This is a genomic window from Psychrobacillus sp. FSL H8-0483, assembly GCF_038637725.1.
Taxonomy (GTDB): Bacteria; Bacillota; Bacilli; order Bacillales_A; family Planococcaceae; genus Psychrobacillus.
Genome location: NZ_CP152052.1, coordinates 3949787 through 3972051, shown reverse-complemented (window position 1 = coordinate 3972051; position 22265 = coordinate 3949787). Strand labels below are relative to the sequence as shown.

At 38.7% G+C, this 22265-nt stretch carries 32 protein-coding genes; all 32 read left to right on the top strand.

The genetic code is table 11. The annotated features are described in order from the left end of the window. The first annotated feature begins 101 nt into the window (after positions 1 to 101). The 32 genes from MHB48_RS19535 to secY all read left to right on the top strand — a co-directional run bounded on the left by MHB48_RS19535 (position 102) and on the right by secY (position 22234). Complete coding sequence (locus tag MHB48_RS19535) at positions 102 to 350, top strand: ribosomal L7Ae/L30e/S12e/Gadd45 family protein (protein WP_340924653.1); 249 nt, start codon at positions 102 to 104, stop codon at positions 348 to 350. 97 nt (positions 351 to 447) lie between these two features. After that, complete coding sequence (rpsL, locus tag MHB48_RS19530) at positions 448 to 867, top strand: 30S ribosomal protein S12 (protein WP_340924650.1); 420 nt, start codon at positions 448 to 450, stop codon at positions 865 to 867. A 41-nt stretch (positions 868 to 908) separates the two neighbouring features. Further along, a complete protein-coding gene (rpsG, locus tag MHB48_RS19525; RefSeq protein WP_340924647.1) occupies positions 909 to 1379 on the top strand; it encodes a 30S ribosomal protein S7 in 471 nt (156 codons plus the stop codon). 50 nt (positions 1380 to 1429) lie between these two features. Next, positions 1430 to 3508 (top strand): elongation factor G, encoded by a 2079-nt coding sequence (gene fusA / locus MHB48_RS19520; RefSeq protein WP_342599472.1) that lies wholly within the window; start codon positions 1430 to 1432, stop codon positions 3506 to 3508. A 117-nt stretch (positions 3509 to 3625) separates the two neighbouring features. Further along, complete coding sequence (gene tuf, locus MHB48_RS19515; RefSeq protein WP_342599471.1) at positions 3626 to 4813, top strand: elongation factor Tu; 1188 nt, start codon at positions 3626 to 3628, stop codon at positions 4811 to 4813. A gap of 96 nt (positions 4814 to 4909) precedes the next feature. Next, positions 4910 to 5599 (top strand): response regulator transcription factor, encoded by a 690-nt coding sequence (locus tag MHB48_RS19510; protein WP_342599470.1) that lies wholly within the window; start codon positions 4910 to 4912, stop codon positions 5597 to 5599. A gap of 6 nt (positions 5600 to 5605) precedes the next feature. Then, the gene (locus MHB48_RS19505; protein WP_342599469.1) at positions 5606 to 6634 is read left to right on the top strand and encodes a sensor histidine kinase; all 1029 of its coding nucleotides are present in this window, start codon (positions 5606 to 5608) and stop codon (positions 6632 to 6634) included. Positions 6635 to 6733: 99 nt separating this feature from the next. Then, positions 6734 to 7495 carry an ABC transporter ATP-binding protein gene (locus MHB48_RS19500; RefSeq protein WP_342599468.1) on the top strand — a complete coding sequence of 254 codons (762 nt, stop codon included), beginning with the start codon at positions 6734 to 6736 and terminating at the stop codon, positions 7493 to 7495. Continuing rightward, entirely contained in the window at positions 7485 to 9476 is a 1992-nt protein-coding gene (locus MHB48_RS19495; RefSeq protein WP_342599467.1) for an ABC transporter permease, read from the top strand. The genes MHB48_RS19500 and MHB48_RS19495 overlap by 11 nt, the downstream gene beginning before the upstream one ends. Positions 9477 to 10109: 633 nt before the next feature. Beyond that, the gene (locus tag MHB48_RS19490) at positions 10110 to 11426 is read left to right on the top strand and encodes a Na+/H+ antiporter family protein (protein ID WP_342599466.1); all 1317 of its coding nucleotides are present in this window, start codon (positions 10110 to 10112) and stop codon (positions 11424 to 11426) included. 347 nt (positions 11427 to 11773) lie between these two features. Further along, complete coding sequence (gene rpsJ, locus MHB48_RS19485; protein WP_042478628.1) at positions 11774 to 12082, top strand: 30S ribosomal protein S10; 309 nt, start codon at positions 11774 to 11776, stop codon at positions 12080 to 12082. 45 nt (positions 12083 to 12127) lie between these two features. Further along, the gene (gene rplC, locus MHB48_RS19480; RefSeq protein ID WP_340924626.1) at positions 12128 to 12757 is read left to right on the top strand and encodes a 50S ribosomal protein L3; all 630 of its coding nucleotides are present in this window, start codon (positions 12128 to 12130) and stop codon (positions 12755 to 12757) included. Between the two features lie 26 nt (positions 12758 to 12783). Beyond that, entirely contained in the window at positions 12784 to 13407 is a 624-nt protein-coding gene (gene rplD / locus MHB48_RS19475) for a 50S ribosomal protein L4 (RefSeq protein ID WP_342599465.1), read from the top strand. Then, positions 13407 to 13691: a 50S ribosomal protein L23 gene (rplW, locus tag MHB48_RS19470; RefSeq protein WP_342599464.1), complete on the top strand. Its 285-nt coding sequence runs from the start codon at positions 13407 to 13409 to the stop codon at positions 13689 to 13691. The genes rplD and rplW overlap by 1 nt, the downstream gene beginning before the upstream one ends. A gap of 42 nt (positions 13692 to 13733) precedes the next feature. Beyond that, complete coding sequence (gene rplB, locus MHB48_RS19465) at positions 13734 to 14564, top strand: 50S ribosomal protein L2 (protein ID WP_340924617.1); 831 nt, start codon at positions 13734 to 13736, stop codon at positions 14562 to 14564. A gap of 60 nt (positions 14565 to 14624) precedes the next feature. Next, entirely contained in the window at positions 14625 to 14903 is a 279-nt protein-coding gene (gene rpsS, locus MHB48_RS19460; protein WP_090567829.1) for a 30S ribosomal protein S19, read from the top strand. Between the two features lie 20 nt (positions 14904 to 14923). Further along, on the top strand, positions 14924 to 15268 hold the full coding sequence (rplV, locus tag MHB48_RS19455; protein WP_342599463.1) for a 50S ribosomal protein L22: 345 nt from the start codon (positions 14924 to 14926) through the stop codon (positions 15266 to 15268). Positions 15269 to 15271: 3 nt separating this feature from the next. After that, positions 15272 to 15928 carry a 30S ribosomal protein S3 gene (gene rpsC, locus MHB48_RS19450; RefSeq protein ID WP_342599462.1) on the top strand — a complete coding sequence of 219 codons (657 nt, stop codon included), beginning with the start codon at positions 15272 to 15274 and terminating at the stop codon, positions 15926 to 15928. A gap of 1 nt (position 15929) precedes the next feature. Then, entirely contained in the window at positions 15930 to 16364 is a 435-nt protein-coding gene (gene rplP / locus MHB48_RS19445; protein ID WP_340924608.1) for a 50S ribosomal protein L16, read from the top strand. After that, a complete protein-coding gene (gene rpmC / locus MHB48_RS19440; protein WP_340924605.1) occupies positions 16354 to 16554 on the top strand; it encodes a 50S ribosomal protein L29 in 201 nt (66 codons plus the stop codon). Before rplP ends, rpmC begins: the two co-directional genes overlap by 11 nt. A gap of 18 nt (positions 16555 to 16572) precedes the next feature. Next, a complete protein-coding gene (rpsQ, locus tag MHB48_RS19435) occupies positions 16573 to 16836 on the top strand; it encodes a 30S ribosomal protein S17 (protein ID WP_340924603.1) in 264 nt (87 codons plus the stop codon). A 44-nt stretch (positions 16837 to 16880) separates the two neighbouring features. Further along, complete coding sequence (gene rplN, locus MHB48_RS19430) at positions 16881 to 17249, top strand: 50S ribosomal protein L14 (protein WP_053591327.1); 369 nt, start codon at positions 16881 to 16883, stop codon at positions 17247 to 17249. A gap of 36 nt (positions 17250 to 17285) precedes the next feature. Beyond that, entirely contained in the window at positions 17286 to 17594 is a 309-nt protein-coding gene (gene rplX / locus MHB48_RS19425) for a 50S ribosomal protein L24 (RefSeq protein WP_342599461.1), read from the top strand. Positions 17595 to 17617: 23 nt separating this feature from the next. After that, positions 17618 to 18157, top strand: coding sequence for a 50S ribosomal protein L5 (gene rplE / locus MHB48_RS19420; RefSeq protein ID WP_090567848.1), 540 nt, complete (start codon positions 17618 to 17620; stop codon positions 18155 to 18157). An 18-nt stretch (positions 18158 to 18175) separates the two neighbouring features. Further along, the gene (gene rpsN, locus MHB48_RS19415) at positions 18176 to 18361 is read left to right on the top strand and encodes a 30S ribosomal protein S14 (RefSeq protein ID WP_053591330.1); all 186 of its coding nucleotides are present in this window, start codon (positions 18176 to 18178) and stop codon (positions 18359 to 18361) included. 30 nt (positions 18362 to 18391) lie between these two features. Next, positions 18392 to 18790: a 30S ribosomal protein S8 gene (gene rpsH / locus MHB48_RS19410; RefSeq protein ID WP_142643408.1), complete on the top strand. Its 399-nt coding sequence runs from the start codon at positions 18392 to 18394 to the stop codon at positions 18788 to 18790. 30 nt (positions 18791 to 18820) lie between these two features. Beyond that, positions 18821 to 19360, top strand: a complete 540-nt coding sequence (gene rplF / locus MHB48_RS19405) for a 50S ribosomal protein L6 (protein WP_340924593.1) — start codon at positions 18821 to 18823, stop codon at positions 19358 to 19360. Between the two features lie 30 nt (positions 19361 to 19390). Beyond that, positions 19391 to 19750, top strand: a complete 360-nt coding sequence (gene rplR, locus MHB48_RS19400; protein ID WP_340924590.1) for a 50S ribosomal protein L18 — start codon at positions 19391 to 19393, stop codon at positions 19748 to 19750. A 21-nt stretch (positions 19751 to 19771) separates the two neighbouring features. Continuing rightward, positions 19772 to 20272, top strand: a complete 501-nt coding sequence (gene rpsE, locus MHB48_RS19395) for a 30S ribosomal protein S5 (RefSeq protein ID WP_340924588.1) — start codon at positions 19772 to 19774, stop codon at positions 20270 to 20272. Positions 20273 to 20286: 14 nt separating this feature from the next. Then, positions 20287 to 20469, top strand: a complete 183-nt coding sequence (rpmD, locus tag MHB48_RS19390) for a 50S ribosomal protein L30 (RefSeq protein ID WP_340924586.1) — start codon at positions 20287 to 20289, stop codon at positions 20467 to 20469. 32 nt (positions 20470 to 20501) lie between these two features. Beyond that, positions 20502 to 20942: a 50S ribosomal protein L15 gene (gene rplO / locus MHB48_RS19385; protein ID WP_340924584.1), complete on the top strand. Its 441-nt coding sequence runs from the start codon at positions 20502 to 20504 to the stop codon at positions 20940 to 20942. Beyond that, positions 20942 to 22234 (top strand): preprotein translocase subunit SecY, encoded by a 1293-nt coding sequence (secY, locus tag MHB48_RS19380; protein ID WP_342599460.1) that lies wholly within the window; start codon positions 20942 to 20944, stop codon positions 22232 to 22234. Before rplO ends, secY begins: the two co-directional genes overlap by 1 nt. Positions 22235 to 22265 lie beyond the last annotated feature (31 nt).

Here is a 22265-nt window from a genome sequence, read left to right as displayed (position 1 = left end):
TTCTCCCTAATATTTATGAAAACTATTGACACCTATTTCAAGGAATGATAATATATTTAAGGTTGATAGTTATCGGACTTGTAGCTTTGGAGGATATGAAAATGTCTTATGAAAAAGTAAAACAAGCGAAAAAAACAATCATAGGTACAAAGCAAGCAGTAAAAGCAATGAAAAAAGGGCTTGTCAAAGAAGTTTATATTGCACTTGATGTAGAAGAACAAATCATTGGACTAGCACGATTAACCGCTATAGAAAACAATGTTCTCATTCACTATGTTGAGTCTAAAATAGATCTTGGTAGGGCTTGTGGGTTGCGCCTAGGCGCATCGGTAGTAGCTATTACTGTGTAACAGTTTTTGTGTAAATCACAAAGACTTTGTTTTTACCCAAAAAATGAACCACCTGGATGTGTGGTATTAAAAGAACAAATGAAGGGAGGAATAATCGATGCCTACAATTAACCAATTGGTACGTAAGCCTCGTCAATCCAAAATCACGAAGTCAAAATCTCCAGCTTTAGGAAAAGGTTATAACAGCTTTAAAAAATCTGCTACAAATCTTAACTCTCCACAAAAACGTGGGGTTTGTACTCGTGTTGGTACTATGACACCTAAAAAACCTAACTCGGCACTTCGTAAATATGCGCGTGTACGTTTAACAAATACGTTAGAGGTTACAGCTTATATTCCAGGAGAAGGGCACAACCTACAAGAACATAGTGTTGTACTTATCCGCGGAGGAAAAGTAAAGGATTTACCAGGGGTACGTTATCATATCGTACGTGGTGCTCTTGATACAGCTGGTGTTACTGGTCGTATGCAAAGCCGTTCTTTATACGGTGCAAAACGCCCGAAAGTAAAAAAATAATTTAATTAATAATTAGACATTCGTCGAAAGGAGGAAAACACATGCCTCGTAAAGGTCCTGTTTCCAAACGTGACGTGTTACCAGATCCAATTTATAATTCGAAACTAGTAACTCGTTTAATCAACAAAATGATGGTGGACGGTAAAAGAGGTACTTCTTCAAAAATCCTATACGGAGCGTTTGATCTTGTAAAAGAACGTTCTGGTAAAGATGCTTTAGAAGTATTCGAAGCTGCATTAAACAATGTAATGCCAGTTCTTGAAGTACGCGCTCGTCGTGTTGGTGGTGCAAACTACCAAGTGCCGGTTGAAGTACGTCCAGATCGCCGTTCAACTCTAGGTCTTCGCTACTTAGTTAACTATTCACGTCTTCGTGGAGAAAAAACGATGGAAGAACGCTTAGCTAACGAAATTCTTGACGCATCAAACAACACTGGTGCTTCAGTTAAGAAACGTGAAGATATGCACAAAATGGCAGAAGCTAACAAAGCTTTCGCACACTATCGTTGGTAGGATTTATCTAAAAATCATACTCAAATCCGAATCGGAAGGAGAAATACAATATGGCTAGAGAGTTCTCCTTAGCAAAAACACGTAATATCGGGATCATGGCTCACATCGATGCTGGTAAAACGACTACTACGGAGCGTATTCTTTTTTACACTGGGAAAATCCATAAAATTGGTGAAACTCATGAAGGTGCGTCTCAAATGGACTGGATGGAGCAAGAGCAAGAACGTGGTATTACAATCACTTCTGCTGCAACAACAGCTGCTTGGGATAATCACCGTGTAAATATTATCGATACACCAGGTCACGTAGACTTCACTGTTGAAGTTGAACGTTCACTTCGTGTACTTGATGGCGCGGTTACAGTACTAGATGCTCAATCTGGTGTTGAACCACAAACAGAAACAGTATGGCGTCAAGCTACAACTTACGGCGTACCACGTATTGTTTTCATTAACAAAATGGATAAAATGGGTGCAGACTTCCTATATTCTGTAGGAACTCTTCACGACCGTTTACAAGCTAACGCTCATCCAATCCAATTACCAATCGGTTCTGAAGATGACTTTAGTGGAATTATTGACTTAATAACAATGACAGCTACTATGTATCCTAATGATTTAGGAACTGATATGGAAGAGATAGAAATTCCAGAAGAATATAAAGCTCAAGCAGAAGAATACCGTGAAAAATTAGTTGAAGCGGTAGCAGAACTTGACGAAAATATGATGGAAAAATATCTAAACGGTGAAGAAATCACGAACGAAGAATTAGTTAATGGTATCCGTAAAGGTACATTAAACGTAGAATTCTATCCAGTAGTGTGTGGTACTGCATTTAAAAACAAAGGTGTTCGTAAAGTTCTAGACGCAGTTGTTGCATACCTTCCATCACCACTTGATATTCCAGCTATGAAAGGTATCGATCCAGATTCAGAAGATGAAGTGGAACGTCATTCTGACGATTCAGAACCATTCTCTGCATTAGCGTTTAAAGTTATGACTGACCCTTATGTTGGTAAATTAACTTTCTTCCGTGTGTATTCTGGTACCCTACAATCTGGTTCTTACGTACAAAACTCTACAAAAGGTAAGCGTGAACGTGTAGGACGTATTCTACAAATGCATGCTAACTCTCGCGAAGAGATCTCACAAGTTTACGCTGGAGATATCGCTGCAGCTGTAGGCTTAAAAGATACAACAACAGGTGATACACTTTGTGATGAGAAAGCTCTAGTAATTCTTGAATCTATGGAATTCCCAGAACCAGTTATCTCACTTTCTGTTGAACCTAAATCTAAAGCTGATCAAGATAAAATGGGTGCTGCACTTGTAAAATTAGCAGAAGAAGATCCTACATTCCGCGTTCATACTGACCAAGAAACTGGTCAAGTAATCATCGCTGGTATGGGTGAACTTCACCTTGATATCTTAGTTGACCGTATGCGTCGCGAATTTAAAGTAGAAGCTAACGTAGGTGCTCCTCAAGTATCTTACCGTGAAACTTTCCGCTCTTCAGCACAAGTTGAAGGTAAATTCGTACGTCAATCTGGTGGACGTGGTCAATTCGGACACGTTTGGATTGAATTCTCTCCAAACGAAGAAGGAAAAGGCTTTGAATTCGAAAATGCTGTTGTCGGTGGGGTAGTTCCACGTGAATACATTCCAGCTGTTGAAGCAGGTCTTCGTGACGCGCTTAACAATGGTGTACTTGCTGGATATCCATTAATCGATATTAAAGCAAAATTATACGACGGATCTTATCATGATGTTGACTCGAATGAGATGGCATTTAAAATTGCTGCGTCTATGGCATTGAAAAATGCTGTATCTAAAGTAAACCCAGTAATTCTTGAACCACTCATGAAAGTTGAAGTTGTTATTCCTGAAGAATATTTAGGAGACATCATGGGAGATATTACATCTCGTCGTGGACGCGTTGAAGGTATGGACGCTCGTGGTAACGCACAAGTAGTACGTGCAATGGTTCCACTTTCTGAAATGTTCGGATATGCAACGGCTTTACGTTCTAATACGCAAGGTCGCGGAGTATTCTCAATGGTGTTTGATCACTATGAAGATGTTCCAAAATCAATTTCTGAAGAAATTATCAAAAAAAATAAAGGTGAATAATTGAATTTTCACCAATATTCAAGTATAACTAATTTGTAGTGTATAAAAGATAGGGGGACGTACGCCCTCTACCTTTTATCATAAAAAATCACACAATTACTGAGGAGGCAATCTATAATGGCTAAAGAAAAATTTGACCGTTCAAAAACGCATGCTAACGTTGGTACAATCGGACACGTTGACCATGGTAAAACAACTTTAACTGCAGCAATCGCTACAGTTCTTTCTAAAAAAATGGGTGGTACAGCTAAATCATACGCTGACATCGACAACGCTCCTGAAGAAAAAGAGCGCGGAATCACAATCAATACTTCTCACGTTGAGTATGAAACTGCATCTCGTCACTATGCACACGTTGACTGCCCAGGACATGCCGATTATGTTAAAAACATGATCACTGGTGCTGCACAAATGGACGGCGGGATCCTAGTAGTATCTGCTGCTGACGGCCCAATGCCACAAACTCGTGAACATATCCTTCTTTCTCGTCAAGTAGGTGTTCCTTACCTAGTTGTATTCATGAACAAATGTGATATGGTAGACGACGAAGAACTTCTTGAATTAGTTGAAATGGAAATTCGTGACCTTCTTTCTGAATACGATTTCCCAGGCGACGATATTCCAGTAATTAAAGGTTCTGCTCTTAAAGCTCTTGAAGGAGAGCCAGAATGGGAAGAAAAAATTGTTGAATTAATGGATGCTGTAGATAGCTATATCCCAACTCCAGAACGTCAAACTGAAAAACCATTCATGATGCCAGTTGAGGATGTATTCTCAATCACTGGTCGTGGTACAGTTGCTACTGGTCGTGTTGAACGTGGTCAAGTTAAAGTTGGAGACGTTGTAGACATCATCGGTATCGTTGAAGATCCAAAATCAACAACTGTAACAGGTGTTGAAATGTTCCGTAAACTTCTTGACTATGCAGAAGCTGGGGATAACATTGGTGCACTTCTTCGTGGGGTTGCTCGTGAAGAAATCCAACGTGGACAAGTATTAGCTAAACCAGGCTCAATCACTCCACACACAGACTTCAAAGCTGAAGTTTATGTTTTATCAAAAGAAGAGGGTGGACGTCATACTCCATTCTTCACAAACTACCGTCCTCAGTTCTACTTCCGTACAACTGACGTAACTGGTGTTTGTAACTTACCAGAAGGCGTAGAAATGGTTATGCCTGGAGATAACATCGAAATGATCGTTTCTCTAATCTCTCCAATCGCTCTTGAAGAAGGTACTAAATTCTCTATCCGTGAGGGTGGACGTACTGTAGGCGCTGGTGTAGTTGCTACTATCACTAAGTAATCTATAAATCAAAAGCATAAATCCATCTCGTGACGACGAGATGGATTTTTTTTGTGCAAAAAAATAGTGTAAACTAGTCTTATAGAGGTGATACTATTGAATCCAAAAATACTATTAATTGAAGATGATCAGTCTATATTTGATATGATAAAAGAAAGGTTTGTCCAGTGGTCATTTGACGTAATCAGTCCAAGTAACTTTCAAAAAGTGATGAATACATTTATTGAGGAAAAGCCACAGCTTGTTATTATTGATATACAATTACCGGCATTCGATGGCTTTCATTGGTGTAGAGAAATTCGTCATGTTTCCAAGGTTCCAATTATATTCCTATCTTCTCGGGATCACCCGATGGATATGGTAATGGCAATGCAAATGGGTGCGGACGATTTTGTACAAAAACCTTTTCATATGGATGTTTTGCTTGCGAAAGTGCAGGCTACTTTTCGCAGAACATATGATTATGGTGAAGAGCGTGTGGATATTACACACTGGAATAATTCGGTTATTGATTTCTCGAGGAGCCATATTACAAAAGGAAACCAGTCTATAGAACTTACAAAAAATGAGTTGTTTATACTAAGAGTATTGCTGCAATCTGTAAATAAAATCGTGTCCCGCGATGAATTAATGAGAAAATTATGGGACGATGAAAGATTCGTTAATGATAATACACTTTCCGTCAATGTAAATAGATTACGAATAAAACTTGAGGAAATAGGTTTAGTAGATGTAATCATTACAAAAAAAGGGTTAGGGTATCTGGCGATTACGAAGGAGGGATAGTCTATTTTGTTGTTATTATTTTTAAAAGAAAAGAAAGCGTGGATTCTATTTTTTATTATTTTACAAATATGGCTAAACTTTATATTGACTTTAGATATAACTTTTAGCCATGTTTCTATTCGATATATTAATAGTGTAAATACATTATTGTTCATCGTGTTCTTAACATGGCGTTTTTTTGTAGAAACAAATTATTTAAGAAAGCTCAATGAAGTACAGAGGCAAGCAGAAAATGAAGTAGATAGTTTTCTGAATGCTATTCCAGATGGAACTTCCCCGTTTGAAAGGCTTATTTCTAAATCAATGGAAGAGATGATATTAAAGAGCAGAGAAGAGTTGAATGGTGTAAAAGTGGAGTTTTCAGAGGAATATGACCGTACACTTACATGGATTCATGAAGTGAAAACACCATTAACTGCGATGAAATTAATGATTGATTCACTAGACAATCCTTCTACACAGAAAAAACTGGAGCTACAATGGCTCCGTATTCACTTGCTTTTAGACCAGCAATTGCATCATACACGTCTTCCTGCTATTGAACGAGATAATATGATAGAATCTGTTGTGCTTCAAAAAATTGTACATAAAGAAATTAAGGAATTACAATCATGGTGTTTGGAAAAGGGAATTGGATTTGACTTAGATAATTTGGATAAGGAAGTGCTAACCGATCAAAAATGGCTATCCTTTATTATTCGCCAGCTATTGTCTAATGCAGTGAAATATAGCATGGAAAATGCGGAAATACAAATTTTTGCGTCAAAAGAAGATACGGGTCATATTGTTTTGCATGTTCAAGATGAAGGTATAGGGATTAGTCAGGCGGATTTACCCCGTATTTTTGATAAATCATTTACTGGATTAACAGGTCGTCTCACTACAGCTTCAACAGGAATGGGCTTATATTTAGCTAAAAATGCAGCAGAAAAGCTTGGTATAGTAATATTTGTTCAATCGGAGCAAGGTGTTGGTTCTACTTTCTCTTTACGCTTTCCCCTCAAAAATGAATTTCTTCAAATTTCGAGTAGGTGACAAAATTGTCATCTACTCTTTTCGTTTGTCATCTAAATCAAACGAAAGATGAAAAGTAAAACGGTACAATAGGTATATAAAGTGGTAGGAGGAACGGAAATGACGATATTAAGTGGACGTAAAATAAAAAAAGTATATGGTAAAAAAGTAAATGCTCAAGAAGTGCTAAAGGGGATTGATCTGGAAGTGAAAGAGGGAGAATTTGTTGGGATCATGGGTCCTTCAGGTTCAGGGAAAACAACTCTCCTAAATGTACTTTGTTCAATTGACCATGCAACAGAAGGGGTTATTGAGATTGATGGGAACAATTTAAGAAAGATGAAAGAACGAGAACTATCTAGCTTCCGGAGAGAGCAATTAGGGTTTATCTTCCAAGATTATAATCTTCTGGATACGTTAACGGTGAAAGAAAATATTTTACTGCCCTTATCTATAAGTAAAGTATCGAAAAAAGATGCTGAACATCGTTTTAATGAAATTACTAAATTACTTGATATAAAAGAATTAGCTGCTAAATATCCAAATGAAATTTCTGGGGGGCAAAAACAAAGAACTTCAGCTGCAAGAGCATTAATAACGAATCCCTCGATTGTTTTTGCAGATGAACCAACAGGTGCACTCGATTCGAAGTCTGCAACAGCCCTATTAAGTAATTTAGAAAAGATTAATCGAGATAAAAAAGTGACAATTATGATGGTTACGCATGATCCTGTAGCTGCGAGCTTTTGTAGTAGAGTTTTGTTTTTAAAAGATGGGCAACTATATACGGAGCTTTATAAAGGGGAAAAGGATCGAAAGGTATTTTTTCAAGATATTATGAATACACAAGGTGTGCTTGGTGGTGATGGTTATGACGCTTAGTCAATTAGTTTTACGAAGTATGAAGAAAAACATTAAGCATTATTATTTGTATTTCTTTGCACTAATTTTCAGTGTGACATTGTACTTTTCATTTATCACATTGCAATATAATCCAAGTGTGTTAGGTATTTCAGGTGGAGTCAAAATGACTGCAGGAATAAAAGCGGCATCGTATATATTAATGTTTGTTGTTGTTTTCTTTGTTTTGTACGCCAATCATTTATTTATGAAGAGACGTAGTAAAGAGATTGGGTTGTACCAACTAATCGGTATGTCTAAAGGACTTGTTATTCGATTACTAGCTTTAGAGAGCGTTGTTTTATGGTGTAGTGCAATTGGAATTGGTGTTGGAATAGGATATTTAACTTCGCGATTATTTACAATGATTTTGTTGCGCCTTCTAGAAAAAGAGGCATTAGTGGCAATGACATTTTCGACACAAGCACTCCAAATGACTTTATCTGTATTTGCAATTCTATTAATTGTTGTGTTAATCCAAACGTCATTTATGATTCGTAGGTCTTCTTTGCTTAGCTTGTTTAATGCAAGCAAGGAAGCAGATACACGAGTGAAACGTTTTAATGCATTCCAAATGTTTCTTGGATTTATTGGTCTTGTATTCATTGCATATGGTTATTATTTGTCCACGAAATTGTTTGAGATAGAAAATCCAAGTGCGAATGCCTTATTCATTCGAATGATTCTTATATTAGGAACGACAATTGGAGGAACCTTTTTTGTTTTCCGTTTCTCTGTTGCGTTTTTGATGAATATAATTAGAAAGCAAAAAAGGGGCCACTTATCGCTTGTCGATGTATTGTCACTAACGCCAATCATGCACCGTATGAAAGGAAATGCGAAGTCACTTACACTCATAACGGTATTGTCGGCATTTGCACTGGCAATTTTGTCTCTATCGTACATTTCGTATTATTCAGCATCCGCAAATGCACAACAATCTGTGCCTAACGATTTTATCTTATTAAATGATCAAGGCAAAGCATTTACAGAACGTTTGAAGGAAGAAAAGATTGAATTCAAGCAAACGGATTTCTCTATTCTATCAGTACTATTTGATATGTCAGAGCTCCTCGAGAAAGATATACCTGCTGGGGTAAACATAGATCCTAAATCAAGCGAAACGGTAGTTATGAAGCATAGTGAAGCTCAAAAGGTAATGCCAGAATTCAAGCTGAAAGAAGGAGAAGGCTATTTTGTAGGTTATTCTGGAATGCTAGCAGAGTTTATGCCGTTTCAGAACAATAAGCCTGTACACTTAAAGACAAGTGCTGGTGATGTTACTTTACAAATCAAAAAACTAGATGAAAAGCCGTTATTAAGCTACAGAGTTACTTATGCTAGCCCAGTTCTTGTAGTAACAGATGAGCTGTTTGAGTTACTTGCTAACGATCCAATTGTACAAAAACAGACGGGATGGACGAAACAAGTTGGAATTGACTTAGAAGATAAAACAAAAATAAAAGAGGTTCAATCACTGTATAAAGAATCGACAAATGAGGGAACTTTCAAGTATGTGAACGCTAACGGTGCAAGTGAAAGTGTATCTCAAGATTCACAAGAGTCTTATAGACAATCAATGCTAGAACTGTTTGGGCTTGTTATTTTCATTACAGGATTTTTAGGGCTTGCATTTTTAATGACGACCGGCAGCATTCTATACTTTAAGCAAATGACGGAAGCAGAAGAAGAACGTGCTTCTTATACAGTGCTTCGAAAAATTGGATTTTCAAAGAAAGATTTGATGAAGGGTATTTACATGAAGCAGGTATTTAACTTCGGCGTTCCATTAGTAATTGGACTTGCGCATAGTTACTTTGCTGTCAAATCTGGATGGATGATGTTCGGTACGGAGTTAGTTACTCCATTGCTTATTACGATGGGTGTATATGTACTTTTATACTCAATTTTTGCCCTGCTATCAGTAGGCTATTACCGCAAGGTTGTAAACGAATCATTATAAGAGGAAGGATATGCCCCGTAAGTCTAGAAAACTTACCATGGGGCAATCCTTTCTTTTTTTGAGGAATAAGAATGTAGTCCAAAGCACACTAGAATTAGCAAAGAACAAGAGGCGCTTAAAAAGAGCTATGAGCATTTCTTAAAGAATAAGAAAGTATGCAAATTTTTATGCCAGGAACAGGTTGATTTCCGCTTAAGTCGGACGCTTTCTAGGGGGCAAGCATCAAGCCGTTTCCCTTTCTCCTGCTCCTGCTCAAGCTCGTCGCAAAAATTAATATCGCTGCGCTCAGTCCAGGGTCTTGATTTGCTTGCTGATCCCCTAGGAGTCGCCGCCTCCCGCTCCAATCAACAGTTCTAATAAGAAAGACAATATAGGTAGTATCGAATGATAAAGAAGTGAAGCCGCATCCGAAATTGTATCTTCGGAAGCCTTGAAAAGCGTAGGAAAGGATTTTATCTTTCATTATCCAAATCAAATGCACCACGCCATGCCCATTTCTTAATTTTCAGTGTCTAAGTGAAAAGAACCCTCTTTGTAATTTCAATGGAAGTGCTTTTTTACATTGACATTTAGAAGAATAAGAATTAAACTTCTACATGTTAGCAATCTAGTGTGTGAAAGTGAGTGTTTAATTTGAATGCTGTATTATTGGCAGTAGGAGTTATGTTAGTGCTGAGTTTACTTCGAATTAACGTTGTATTCTCATTGATAATAGGAGCGCTTGTAGGCGGTCTGACAGCCGGTCTAACGGTCACAGAAACGATTGATGCATTTACAAGTGGATTAGGCGCTGGTGCTACAATTGCGTTAAGTTACGGGTTATTAGGGGGCTTTGCAGTTGCGATTTCTAAAACAGGAATACCTGAGTTATTAGTAGGAGCGATTTTGAAGCTTGTGAAAAGAGAAGGAGATTCTCAAAAGACAGGATTAGCAAAAGTTTTAGTCTTTTTATTGTTACTCATGATGGCTATTTTCTCCCAAAACCTAATCCCGATTCATATAGCGTTTATTCCATTGTTAGTGCCACCAATTTTGAAAGTCTTAAATATGTTACAAGTGGATCGTCGATTGATTGCGTGTATTTTAGCATTTGGCTTAATTACACCATATATGTTTCTACCATATGGCTTCGGTGCAATCTATCAAGAAATTGTAGCAACGCAAATGGGGTTATCTGGTCTAGAAATTGCGTTAGATGAAATTCCAAAGGCAATGGTTGTTCCTGCATTAGGAATGGTATTTGGCCTAGTAATGGCATTTATTTTATATCGTAAACCAAGAAGCTATAAGCAAACAGAAGTAGAAGTAGAAGAGCTTCAGGTTAATGTGAAGAAAAGCAGTGTCATATTCACAATCATTGCGCTGATTGCAGCGTTATATGTTCAAATTGAAACGGACTCAATGATTGCAGGTGCTTTAGCGGGTATTACCGTTCTTTATGTTACTGGTGCTCTTAAATGGAGAGAAGCTGATCAATTATTAACAGAAGGAATGCGTATGATGGCGTTTGTAGGTTTCGTTATGATTACTGCGAATGGTTTTGCAGCTGTTATTAATGCAACGGGTCATGTAGAGAGTTTAGTGAAAGCTTCAGCAGAGTTATTAGCAGGCAACGTTAGCCTAGCTGTTTTAGTCATGTTGATTATTGGCTTAGTTGTTACTATGGGAATAGGTTCCTCCTTTGCAACCATTCCTATTATAGCTGCTATTTTTGTACCACTTGCGCTTGAACTTGGATTAAGCCCGTTGGCAATCATTGCTTTAATCGGAACAGCAGGAGCTTTAGGTGATGCTGGTTCTCCTGCATCAGATTCAACGCTTGGTCCAACGGCCGGTTTAAATGTTGACGGACAGCATAATCATATTTGGGATACATGTGTTCCGACGTTTATCTGCTACAACATACCATTGATTGCTTTTGGATGGATTGCTATTGTATTTGTTCTATAGGAAGAAAAGGACGACTTTATAAAAAGTTCGTCCTTTCTCTATTAGACTTGAAGTATGCCATAAATTACAAAGTACCATATCCGTTGAAATTATAGCAGGAGTTGTATATACTAAAAAACAGCTAATAAATGCAGGCCTATGAATCAAGTGAAACGTTTTTACAACAATTAAAAAGAATTTCGCAAAAACACTTGCGAAATCTTTTTTTATTGTTTATAATGTTGTAGTTGGTCTTTGACTGCGATGAAGCGAGAGGTTACCGACACACCCGGCCGCTTTGCCATGGCGAGTGTTCGGAAAATTTTCGTGGAGAATGTCTAGAAAATAGGCGAAAAGGAGGGAAAGTAATGGCAAAACAAAAAATCCGTATCCGTTTAAAAGCGTATGATCACAGAATCCTTGATCAATCAGCTGAGAAAATTGTTGAAACTGCTAAACGTTCAGGTGCAAGTGTATCGGGTCCGATTCCACTTCCGACTGAAAGATCTGTGTATACAATTCTTCGTGCCGTTCATAAGTATAAAGATTCTCGTGAACAATTCGAAATGCGTACGCATAAACGTCTTATCGATATCGTTAACCCAACACCACAAACTGTTGATGCGTTAATGAAGCTTGATTTACCATCTGGCGTTGATATTGAAATCAAACTTTAATGGTAAAAGATAAAAAACAATTAATTATTACAGGAGGTGTGACAGATGACCAAAGGAATCTTAGGTAGAAAAATCGGTATGACGCAAGTATTTGCTGAGAACGGTGACTTAATCCCTGTAACTGTAATTGAAGCTACTCCAAACGTAGTACTTCAAAAGAAAACAGCTGAAACAGACGGTTACGAAGCTATTCAGTTAGGTTTTGAAGATAAGCGTGAAAAGCTTTCTAACAAACCTGCGAAAGGGCACGTAGCAAAAGCAAGCACTGCTCCTAAGCGCTTCATCCGCGAATTCCGCGGCTTGGATACAGCTAATTACGAGGTTGGTCAAGAAGTCAACGTAGAAAGTTTTGCAGAAGGCGATGTAATTGATGTAACAGGTGTTACTAAAGGTAAAGGTTTCCAAGGTGTTATTAAACGCCACGGACAATCTCGTGGACCAATGGCCCACGGATCTCGTTATCACCGTCGTCCAGGTTCAATGGGGCCAGTTGCTCCGAACCGCGTATTCAAACAAAAGAAATTACCTGGTCAAATGGGTGGGCACACAGTAACAATCCAAAACTTACAAATCGTAAGAGTGGATGCTGAACGTAACCTACTACTTGTAAAAGGTAATGTTCCTGGTTCTCGTAAATCATTAGTAGTTGTTAAGGCTGCTATTAAATCGAAATAATTCTCTGAAGAAAGGAGGAAACAGGAATGGCAAAAGTATCTTTATTCAATCAAGCAGGATCTTCTGTTGGCGAAATCGAGTTAAGCGATAAAGTTTTCGGAATTGTGCCAAACGAAGCTGTTTTATTTGAAGCTATCATTGCTCAACGCGCATCACTTCGTCAAGGTAATCACAAAGTGAAAAACCGTTCTGAAGTTGCTGGTGGTGGTCGTAAACCATGGAAGCAAAAAGGAACAGGTCGTGCTCGTCAAGGTTCGATCCGCTCTCCACAATGGCGTGGCGGTGGTACTGTATTCGGTCCAGTTCCACGTAGCTATAGCTACAAATTACCGAAAAAAGTACGTCGTTTAGCTCTTCTTTCGGCTCTTTCATCGAAAGTGCGTGAAGAAAGTATCGTAGTACTTGAAGGTTTAGCTTTTGATGCACCAAAAACAAAAGACTTCGTGAAAGTGTTATCTAACCTTTCAATCAATAAAAAAGCGTTATTCGTAACTGCTGATCTAGATGAAAACGTAGCATTAGCTGCTCGTAACATCCCTGGAATCACAGTTGTGTCTGCAACAGGCATTAACGTATTAGATTTAGTTGGTCACGATAAATTAGTGATGACTAAAGCTGCAGTAGAAAAAGTTGAGGAGGTGCTAGGTTAATGGAAGCACGTGATATTATTAAACGTCCGGTCATTACCGAGCGTTCTTCAGAAGTAATGGCAGATAAAAAGTACACTTTCGAAGTGGACACTCGCGCTAACAAAACACAAGTTAAATATGCGATTGAAGAAATCTTTGGAGTAGATGTTGAGAAAGTTAACATCATGAACTACAAAGGTAAATACAAACGTGTAGGTAAATTTGGTGGTTACACTAACAAACGTCGTAAAGCGATTGTTACATTAACTTTAGATAGTAAAGAAATCGAGTTATTCGAAATCTAATCCTTATAACAAGGATTGAATAATCAAGAAGGAGGGAATAAAATGGCGATTAGAAAGTATAAACCAACGACAAACGGACGTCGTAACATGACATCGTTAGATTACGCTGAAATCACAACTGACAAGCCTGAGAAATCACTTCTTGCTCCTGTGAAGCGTAAAGGCGGCCGTAACAATCAAGGTAAAATTACTGTTCGTCATCATGGTGGTGGACACAAACGTCAATACCGTATCATTGATTTCAAACGAAACAAAGATGGTATTCCAGGACGTGTTGCTACTATTGAGTATGATCCAAACCGTACTGCGAACATCGCATTAATTAATTATGTGGATGGGGAAAAACGCTATATCCTAGCTCCTAAAGGCTTAGAAGTTGGAATGACAATCGTGTCAGGTCCAGAAGCTGATATTAAAGTAGGTAACGCACTTCCATTACAAAACATCCCAATGGGTACTACTATCCATAACATTGAAATGAAACCTGGTAAAGGTGGTCAGTTAGTACGTTCAGCTGGTACATCTGCTCAATTACTTGGTAAAGAAGGTAAATACGTTATCGTACGTTTACAATCTGGTGAAGTTCGCCTAATCCTTTCTGTTTGCCGCGCTACAATCGGTGAAGTAGGAAATGAACAACATGAACTTGTAAACATTGGTAAAGCGGGTCGTAATCGTTGGTTAGGTAAACGCCCAACTGTACGTGGATCTGTAATGAACCCGAACGATCACCCACACGGTGGTGGTGAAGGACGTACGCCAATCGGTCGTAAGTCACCAATGTCTCCATGGGGTAAACCAACTCTTGGATACAAAACTCGTAGCAAGAAAAACAAATCCGACAAACTTATCATTCGTCGTCGTAAAAAATAATGTGGTTTTACTACGGTTCAAAGAACGAGCCGTGGTGCAATCACGGAGGGAGGTTTCAGCATGGGTCGTAGCTTGAAAAAAGGACCTTTCGCAGATGACCATTTACTTAAAAAGGTCGATGCTCAAAAGGACTCTGAGAAAAAACAAGTGATTAAGACTTGGTCTCGCCGTTCAACAATTTTCCCTACTTTTATCGGGTTAACAATCGCGGTATATGACGGACGCAAACATGTTCCTGTATACGTGACTGAAGACATGGTAGGTCATAAACTAGGCGAGTTTGCACCAACACGCGCTTATAAAAGTCATGGTGCAGATGATAAGAAAACAAGACGCTAATTTGAGAGGAGGTCATTCAAATGTCACAAGCAAAAGCTATTGCTAAAACAGTGCGCATTGCTCCTCGTAAAGTAAGATTAGTCGTAGATTTAATCAGAGGTAAGCAAATCGGTGAAGCTATTGCAATTTTACAACTTACTCCTAAAACAGCATCACCTGTTGTTGAGAAAGTATTAAAATCTGCTGTTGCTAACGCTGAGCACAATTATGATTTAGATGTTAACAACCTAGTTGTTTCTGAAGTCTTCGTTGACGAAGGTCCAACATTGAAGCGTTTCCGTCCACGTGCTATGGGACGTGCAAGTGCTATTAACAAACGTACAAGCCACATCACAGTAGTGGTATCTGAGAAGAAGGAGGGATAATCCGTGGGTCAAAAAGTTCATCCAATAGGATTACGAGTTGGTATTATTCGTGACTGGGAGTCAAAATGGTACGCTGGTAAAGACTATGCAACTCTACTTCACGAAGATTTAAAAATTCGTAAGTACATTGAAACTCGTTTGAAAGAAGCGTCTGTTTCTACTGTAGAAATTGAACGTGCTGCAAAACGTGTTAACATTACAATTCACACTGCGAAACCAGGTATGGTAATCGGTAAAGGTGGTACTGAAGTTGAAGCACTTCGTAAACACTTAAACGATATCACTGGCAAGCGTGTACACATTAACATCGTAGAAATCAAAAGAGCAGACTTGGATGCTAAATTAGTAGCAGAAAGCATCGCACGTCAACTAGAAGGCCGCGTATCTTTCCGTCGTGCTCAAAAGCAAGCAATTCAACGTACAATGCGTTCTGGAGCTAAAGGTATTAAAACTCAAGTATCTGGACGTCTAGGCGGCGCTGACATTGCACGTGCTGAACATTACAGCGAAGGAACTGTACCACTTCATACATTACGTGCTGACATTGATTATGCACATGCTGAAGCTGACACTACTTATGGTAAGCTAGGCGTTAAAGTATGGATCTATCGTGGTGAAGTCCTTCCAGTTAAGAAGAACTCTGAGGAAGGAGGCAAATAATATGTTAATGCCTAAACGCGTTAAATATCGTCGCGAACACCGCGGAAAAATGCGTGGTGAAGCAAAAGGCGGTAAAGAAATAGCATTCGGTGAGTTTGGTTTACAAGCAACTGAAGCTAGCTGGATTACAAGTCGTCAAATTGAATCAGCTCGTATTGCTATGACACGTTACATGAAACGTGGCGGTAAAGTATGGATTAAAATTTTCCCGCATAAACCTTATACGAAAAAGCCTCTTGAGGTTCGTATGGGATCCGGTAAAGGTGCTCCTGAAGGATGGGTAGCAGTAGTAAAGCCTGGGAAAATTATGTTTGAAATTGCTGGCGTAACTGAAGAGGTAGCTCGTGAAGCTTTACGTTTAGCATCACATAAGCTTCCTATTAAGTGTAAAATAGTTAAACGTCAAGAAATTGGTGGTGAATCTAATGAAAGCTAATGACATCCGTGACCTTACTACTGCAGAAATAGAACAAAAGGTAAAATCACTGAAAGAAGAGCTTTTCAACCTTCGCTTCCAATTGGCGACTGGTCAATTAGAAAACACAGCTCGCATTCGCGAAGTACGTAAAGCGATTGCGCGTATGAAAACTGTGATTCGCGAAAGAGAAATCAGTGCAAACAACTGATAAAGGAGGTTTTCAGGCATGACTGAGCGTAACCAACGCAAAGTATACACAGGCCGTGTAGTTTCTGACAAAATGGATAAAACTATCACTGTTTTAGTTGAAACTCATAAAAAACACAAATTATACGGTAAACGTGTTAAATACTCTAAGAAATTTAAGGCTCATGATGAGCAAAATGAAGCCCAAATCGGCGACATCGTCCGCATCATGGAAACTCGTCCGCTATCAGCTACTAAACGTTTCCGTTTATTAGAAGTTACAGAAAAAGCGGTTATTATTTAATAATAAATTTCGGAACTAATAAATTCCGAAGGGAGGTAACCTAAGTGATCCAACAAGAGACTCGTATGAAAGTTGCTGACAACTCAGGTGCACGTGAAGTTTTAACAATTAAAGTACTTGGTGGTACTGGACGTAAAACTGCTAATATCGGCGATATCGTTGTATGTACAGTTAAGAAAGCAACACCAGGTGGCGTTGTCAAGAAGGGTGACGTCGTTAAAGCTGTAATCGTTCGCACTAAAAGCGGCGTACGCCGTAAAGACGGTACTTATATCAAATTCGATGAGAACGCATGCGTTATTATCAAAGACGATAAAGGACCGCGTGGAACTCGTATTTTCGGACCTGTTGCTCGTGAATTACGCGACAGCAATTTCATGAAAATCGTATCTTTAGCTCCAGAAGTTCTTTAATTTACATGAAAGTGCCAATCAAGGAGGTGCGACAGAATGCATGTTAAAAAAGGTGACAAAGTTAAGGTAATCTCAGGTAAAGATAAAGGTAAAACAGGAGTTATCCTTACAGCTTTCCCTAAGAAAGACCGTGTTTTAGTTGAAGGTGTAAACATCGTCAAAAAACATATGAAACCAAACCAAGCTAATCCGCAAGGCGGAATTGTAAGTCAAGAGGCTGCAATTCACGTATCGAATGTTATGTTAATCGACCCAAAAACTGGCGAGCCGACTCGCGTAGGTTCTAAAGTAGAAGATGGCAAAAAAGTTCGTGTTGCGAAAAAATCTGGTGAAATTATTAAATAAGTAAAGAGAAGGGAGGTACACACATGAACCGCCTAAAAGAAAAGTATCTTAAGGAAGTTTCTCCTGCTCTAATGAGCAAGTTTGAATATAACTCAGTGATGCAAGTTCCTAAAGTTGATAAAATTGTTATCAATATGGGTGTGGGTGATGCTGTATCAAATACAAAAGCACTTGACGCTGCTGTTGAAGAATTACAAATTATCTCAGGTCAAAAACCTGTAGTTACGAAAGCTAAAAAATCGATCGCTGGTTTCCGTCTTCGTGAGGGTATGCCAATCGGTGCTAAAGTTACACTACGTGGAGAGCGTATGTATGACTTCTTGGACAAATTAATCGCTATCTCTCTTCCACGTGTACGTGACTTCCGCGGTGTTTCTAAAAAAGCATTCGACGGTCGCGGTAACTACACTCTTGGAGTTAAAGAGCAATTAATCTTCCCTGAAATCGATTATGATAAAGTTTCGAAAGTACGCGGTATGGACATCGTAATTGTAACAACTGCGAACTCTGACGAAGAAGCTCGTGAGTTATTAACACAATTCGGTATGCCATTCCAAAAGTAAAATAAGGGAGGCGAAAACGTGGCTAAAAAATCAATGATCGTTAAACAACAACGTACGCCAAAGTTCAAAGTGCAAGAATACACACGCTGTGAGCGTTGTGGACGTCCGCACTCTGTATATCGTAAATTTAAGCTTTGCCGTATTTGTTTCCGTGAACTTGCATACAAGGGACAAATTCCTGGCGTTAAAAAAGCAAGCTGGTAATCCCCTATAACTGGGAAGGAGGTAAATGTAATGACAATGTCAGATCCAATTGCAGATATGCTAACACGCATTCGTAATGCTAACATGGTTCGTCACGAGAAATTAGAAGTTCCTGCTTCAAACCTGAAAAAGGAAATCGCTGAAATTTTAAAGCGTGAAGGTTTCGTACGTGACGTTGAGTATGTAGAAGATAGCAAACAAGGAATCATTCGCATCTTCTTAAAATATGGTCAAAACGACGAACGCGTTATCACTGGTTTGAAACGTATTTCAAAACCAGGTCTACGCGTTTACGCTAAAACAAACGAAGTACCTAAAGTATTGAACGGTTTAGGAATTGCTTTAGTTTCTACTTCAAATGGTTTATTAACAGATAAAGAAGCTCGCGCTAAACAAGTTGGCGGAGAAATCGTAGCTTACGTTTGGTAATAATCAACAAACGAATGGAGGTGCAACAAAATGTCTCGAGTAGGTAAAAAACCAATTGAGGTTCCTGCAGACGTTACTGTAACAGTTAGCGCTGAAAATACAGTAGTAGTAAAAGGACCAAAAGGTGAATTAACAAATTCATTTAATCAAGATATTAAAATTGAACAAGAAGGTAATGTAATTACTTTAGTTCGTCCGACAGATTCGAAAGAACACCGTACAATCCATGGTACAACTCGCGCTTTGCTAGCTAACATGGTAATTGGTGTTTCTGAAGGATATGCACGTGGACTTGAATTAGTTGGAGTTGGTTACCGTGCACAACTACAAGGTAATAAACTTGTACTTAATGTAGGGTACTCTCATCCAGTTGAATTCACTCCTGAAGACGGATTAGAAGTTGAAGTTCCTTCTAATACAAAAATTATCATTCGCGGTATTAACAAAGAACGCGTTGGTGCTCTAGCATCTAACATTCGTCAAGTTCGTCCACCAGAGCCTTACAAAGGTAAAGGTATTCGTTATGAAGGCGAAGTTGTACGCCGCAAAGAAGGTAAAACAGGTAAATAATGCATCCCGCATTAGAAAGGAGTGACCACTGTGATTACGAAACAAGACAAAAATCAAGTTCGTAAAAAACGTCATGCACGTGTTCGTACAAAAATCACGGGTACTACTGAACGTCCTCGTTTAAATGTATTCCGTTCTAATAAACATCTATACGCACAACTTATCGATGATTCACAAGGTGTAACAATCGTAAGTGCGTCTTCTATGGACAAAGATTTTACTGGTACAGCTGGAAACGTTGAAGCTGCTATTTTAATCGGTGAAACAATCGCAAAACGCGCTGTCGAAAAAAACATTAAATCTGTTGTATTCGACCGTGGCGGTTACTTATATCATGGACGTGTTAAAGCGTTAGCTGAAGCTGCACGTGAAAACGGCTTAGAATTTTAAGAAGAAGGAGGGACATATTTCATGCGTGGTATTGACCCAAACAAACTTGAACTTGAAGAACGCGTAGTAACGATTAACCGTGTTGCTAAAGTTGTAAAAGGTGGACGTCGTTTCCGTTTTACAGCATTAGTAGTTGTCGGTGACAAAAATGGACATGTAGGATTTGGTACTGGTAAAGCTCAAGAGGTTCCAGATGCAATCCGTAAAGCGGTTGAAGATGCTAAGAAGAATTTAGTAGAAGTACCAAGAGTTGGCGGAACTACTCCTCACTTAGTAATTGGTGGTTTTGGAGCTGGATCTATTCTAATCAAACCTGCAGCACCTGGTACAGGTGTTATCGCTGGTGGACCGGTTCGTGCGGTTCTAGAATTAGCTGGTATTACAGACATTCTTTCTAAATCACTTGGATCTAACACACCAATTAACATGGTTCGTGCTACAGTACAAGGTTTAACTCAACTAAAACGTGCTGAGGACGTTGCTAAATTACGTGGTAAATCAGTAGAAGAACTGTTAGGATAAGGGGGGAAATTACAATGGCAACTAAATTAGAAATCACCCTTACTAAAAGCTTGATTGGTTCAAAGCCAAATCAACGCAAAACAGCAGAAGCTCTTGGATTACGTAAAATGCATCAAACAGTTGAGCACCAAGACAATGTCGCTATCCGCGGGATGGTTGTAAAAGTAGCTCACTTAGTAACTGTTAAAGAAATTTAAGGTTTATTTTAAGAATAAGGAGGTGCCACCATATGAAACTTCATGAGTTAAAACCAGCAGAAGGATCTCGTTCTACACGTAACCGCGTAGGTCGTGGTATCGGTTCTGGTAATGGTAAAACTGCAGGTAGAGGTCATAAAGGTCAAAATTCTCGTTCGGGCGGTGGAGTTCGTCCAGGATTTGAGGGCGGTCAAAACCCATTGTTCCGTCGTCTACCAAAACGTGGATTCACGAACATTAACCGTAAAGAATTTGCAATTGTGAACCTTGATACATTAAATCGTTTCGAAGAAGGCACAGAAATAACACCTGCTTTATTAATTGAAACAGGTGTTGTGAGTAGTGAAAAATCTGGTATTAAGATTCTAGGTAATGGAACTCTTGACAAGAAGTTAACTGTAAAAGCTCACAAATTCTCTGCGTCAGCTAAAGAAGCTATTGAGAATGCTGGCGGACAAACCGAGGTGGTTTAATGTTTCAGACGATCTCAAACTTTATGCGTGTTAGAGATATTCGAAATAAAATCATTTTTACTTTATTAATGTTAATCGTGTTTCGTATTGGGACATTTGTTCCAGTACCTCACGTTGATGCAAATGTTTTAAGACAAGCAGATCAATTAGGTTTGATTGGTTTCTTAAATACATTTGGTGGCGGTGCTTTAAAAAACTTCTCCATTCTAGCGATGGGAATTATGCCGTACATTACTGCTTCCATCATTGTACAATTGTTACAAATGGATGTTGTACCGAAGTTTACAGAGTGGGCAAAACAAGGTGAAGTTGGAAGACGGAAACTTGCACAATTTACTCGTTACTTCACAATTGTGTTAGCTTTTATTCAAGCATTTGCAATGTCATATGGTTTTAACCGTATGTACGGCGGTTCTTTAATAAAAGATGACGGTGTAATGACGTATTTCGTTATTGCAGTAGTATTAACTGCAGGTACTGCATTTTTAATGTGGTTAGGTGAGCAGATCACAGCAAAAGGTGTTGGTAATGGTATTTCTATCATTATCTTCGCTGGTATCGCTGCTGCAATTCCAAATGCAGTAAACCAAGTGTATGCACAACAAATAGAAGGTGCTGGTGAAGCACTGTTTATCAATATTGTGATTATTGTATTGCTATTATTGGCAATTATCGCTGTGACAGTAGGCGTTATTTACGTTCAACAAGCGTTGCGTAAAATTCCTATTCAATATGCGAAACGTGTTGCTGGCACATCTCAAACTGGTGGTCAACAAACACACTTACCTTTAAAAGTTAATGCTGCGGGAGTAATTCCTGTAATCTTTGCATCTGCCTTCCTTATGGCACCGCAATCAATCGTTTTATTTTTCGGTCAAAATGATGTTACTGATTTTATAACGAGAGCATTAGATTACACACACCCTGTTGGTATGACGATCTATATTGCATTAATCATTGCGTTTACTTACTTCTATGCATTCATTCAAGTGAATCCAGAAAATGTAGCAGACAATTTGAAAAAGCAAGGTGCGTATATTCCAGGGATTCGTCCAGGAATAAATACACAAAACTATTTAACAAACGTATTGTACCGTTTAACTTTTGTTGGATCTATCTTCTTAGCTCTAATTGCAATCATGCCTCTACTATTTGTTAAATTTGCGGGTCTACCGCAATCTGCGCAAATTGGTGGAACAAGTTTGCTAATCATTGTAGGGGTTGCACTCGAAACAATGAAAACGCTAGAATCCCAACTAGTTAAGCGTCACTATAAAGGCTTTATGAAATAATGTCGGTTTTTAGGAACGATAATGTTCCTAA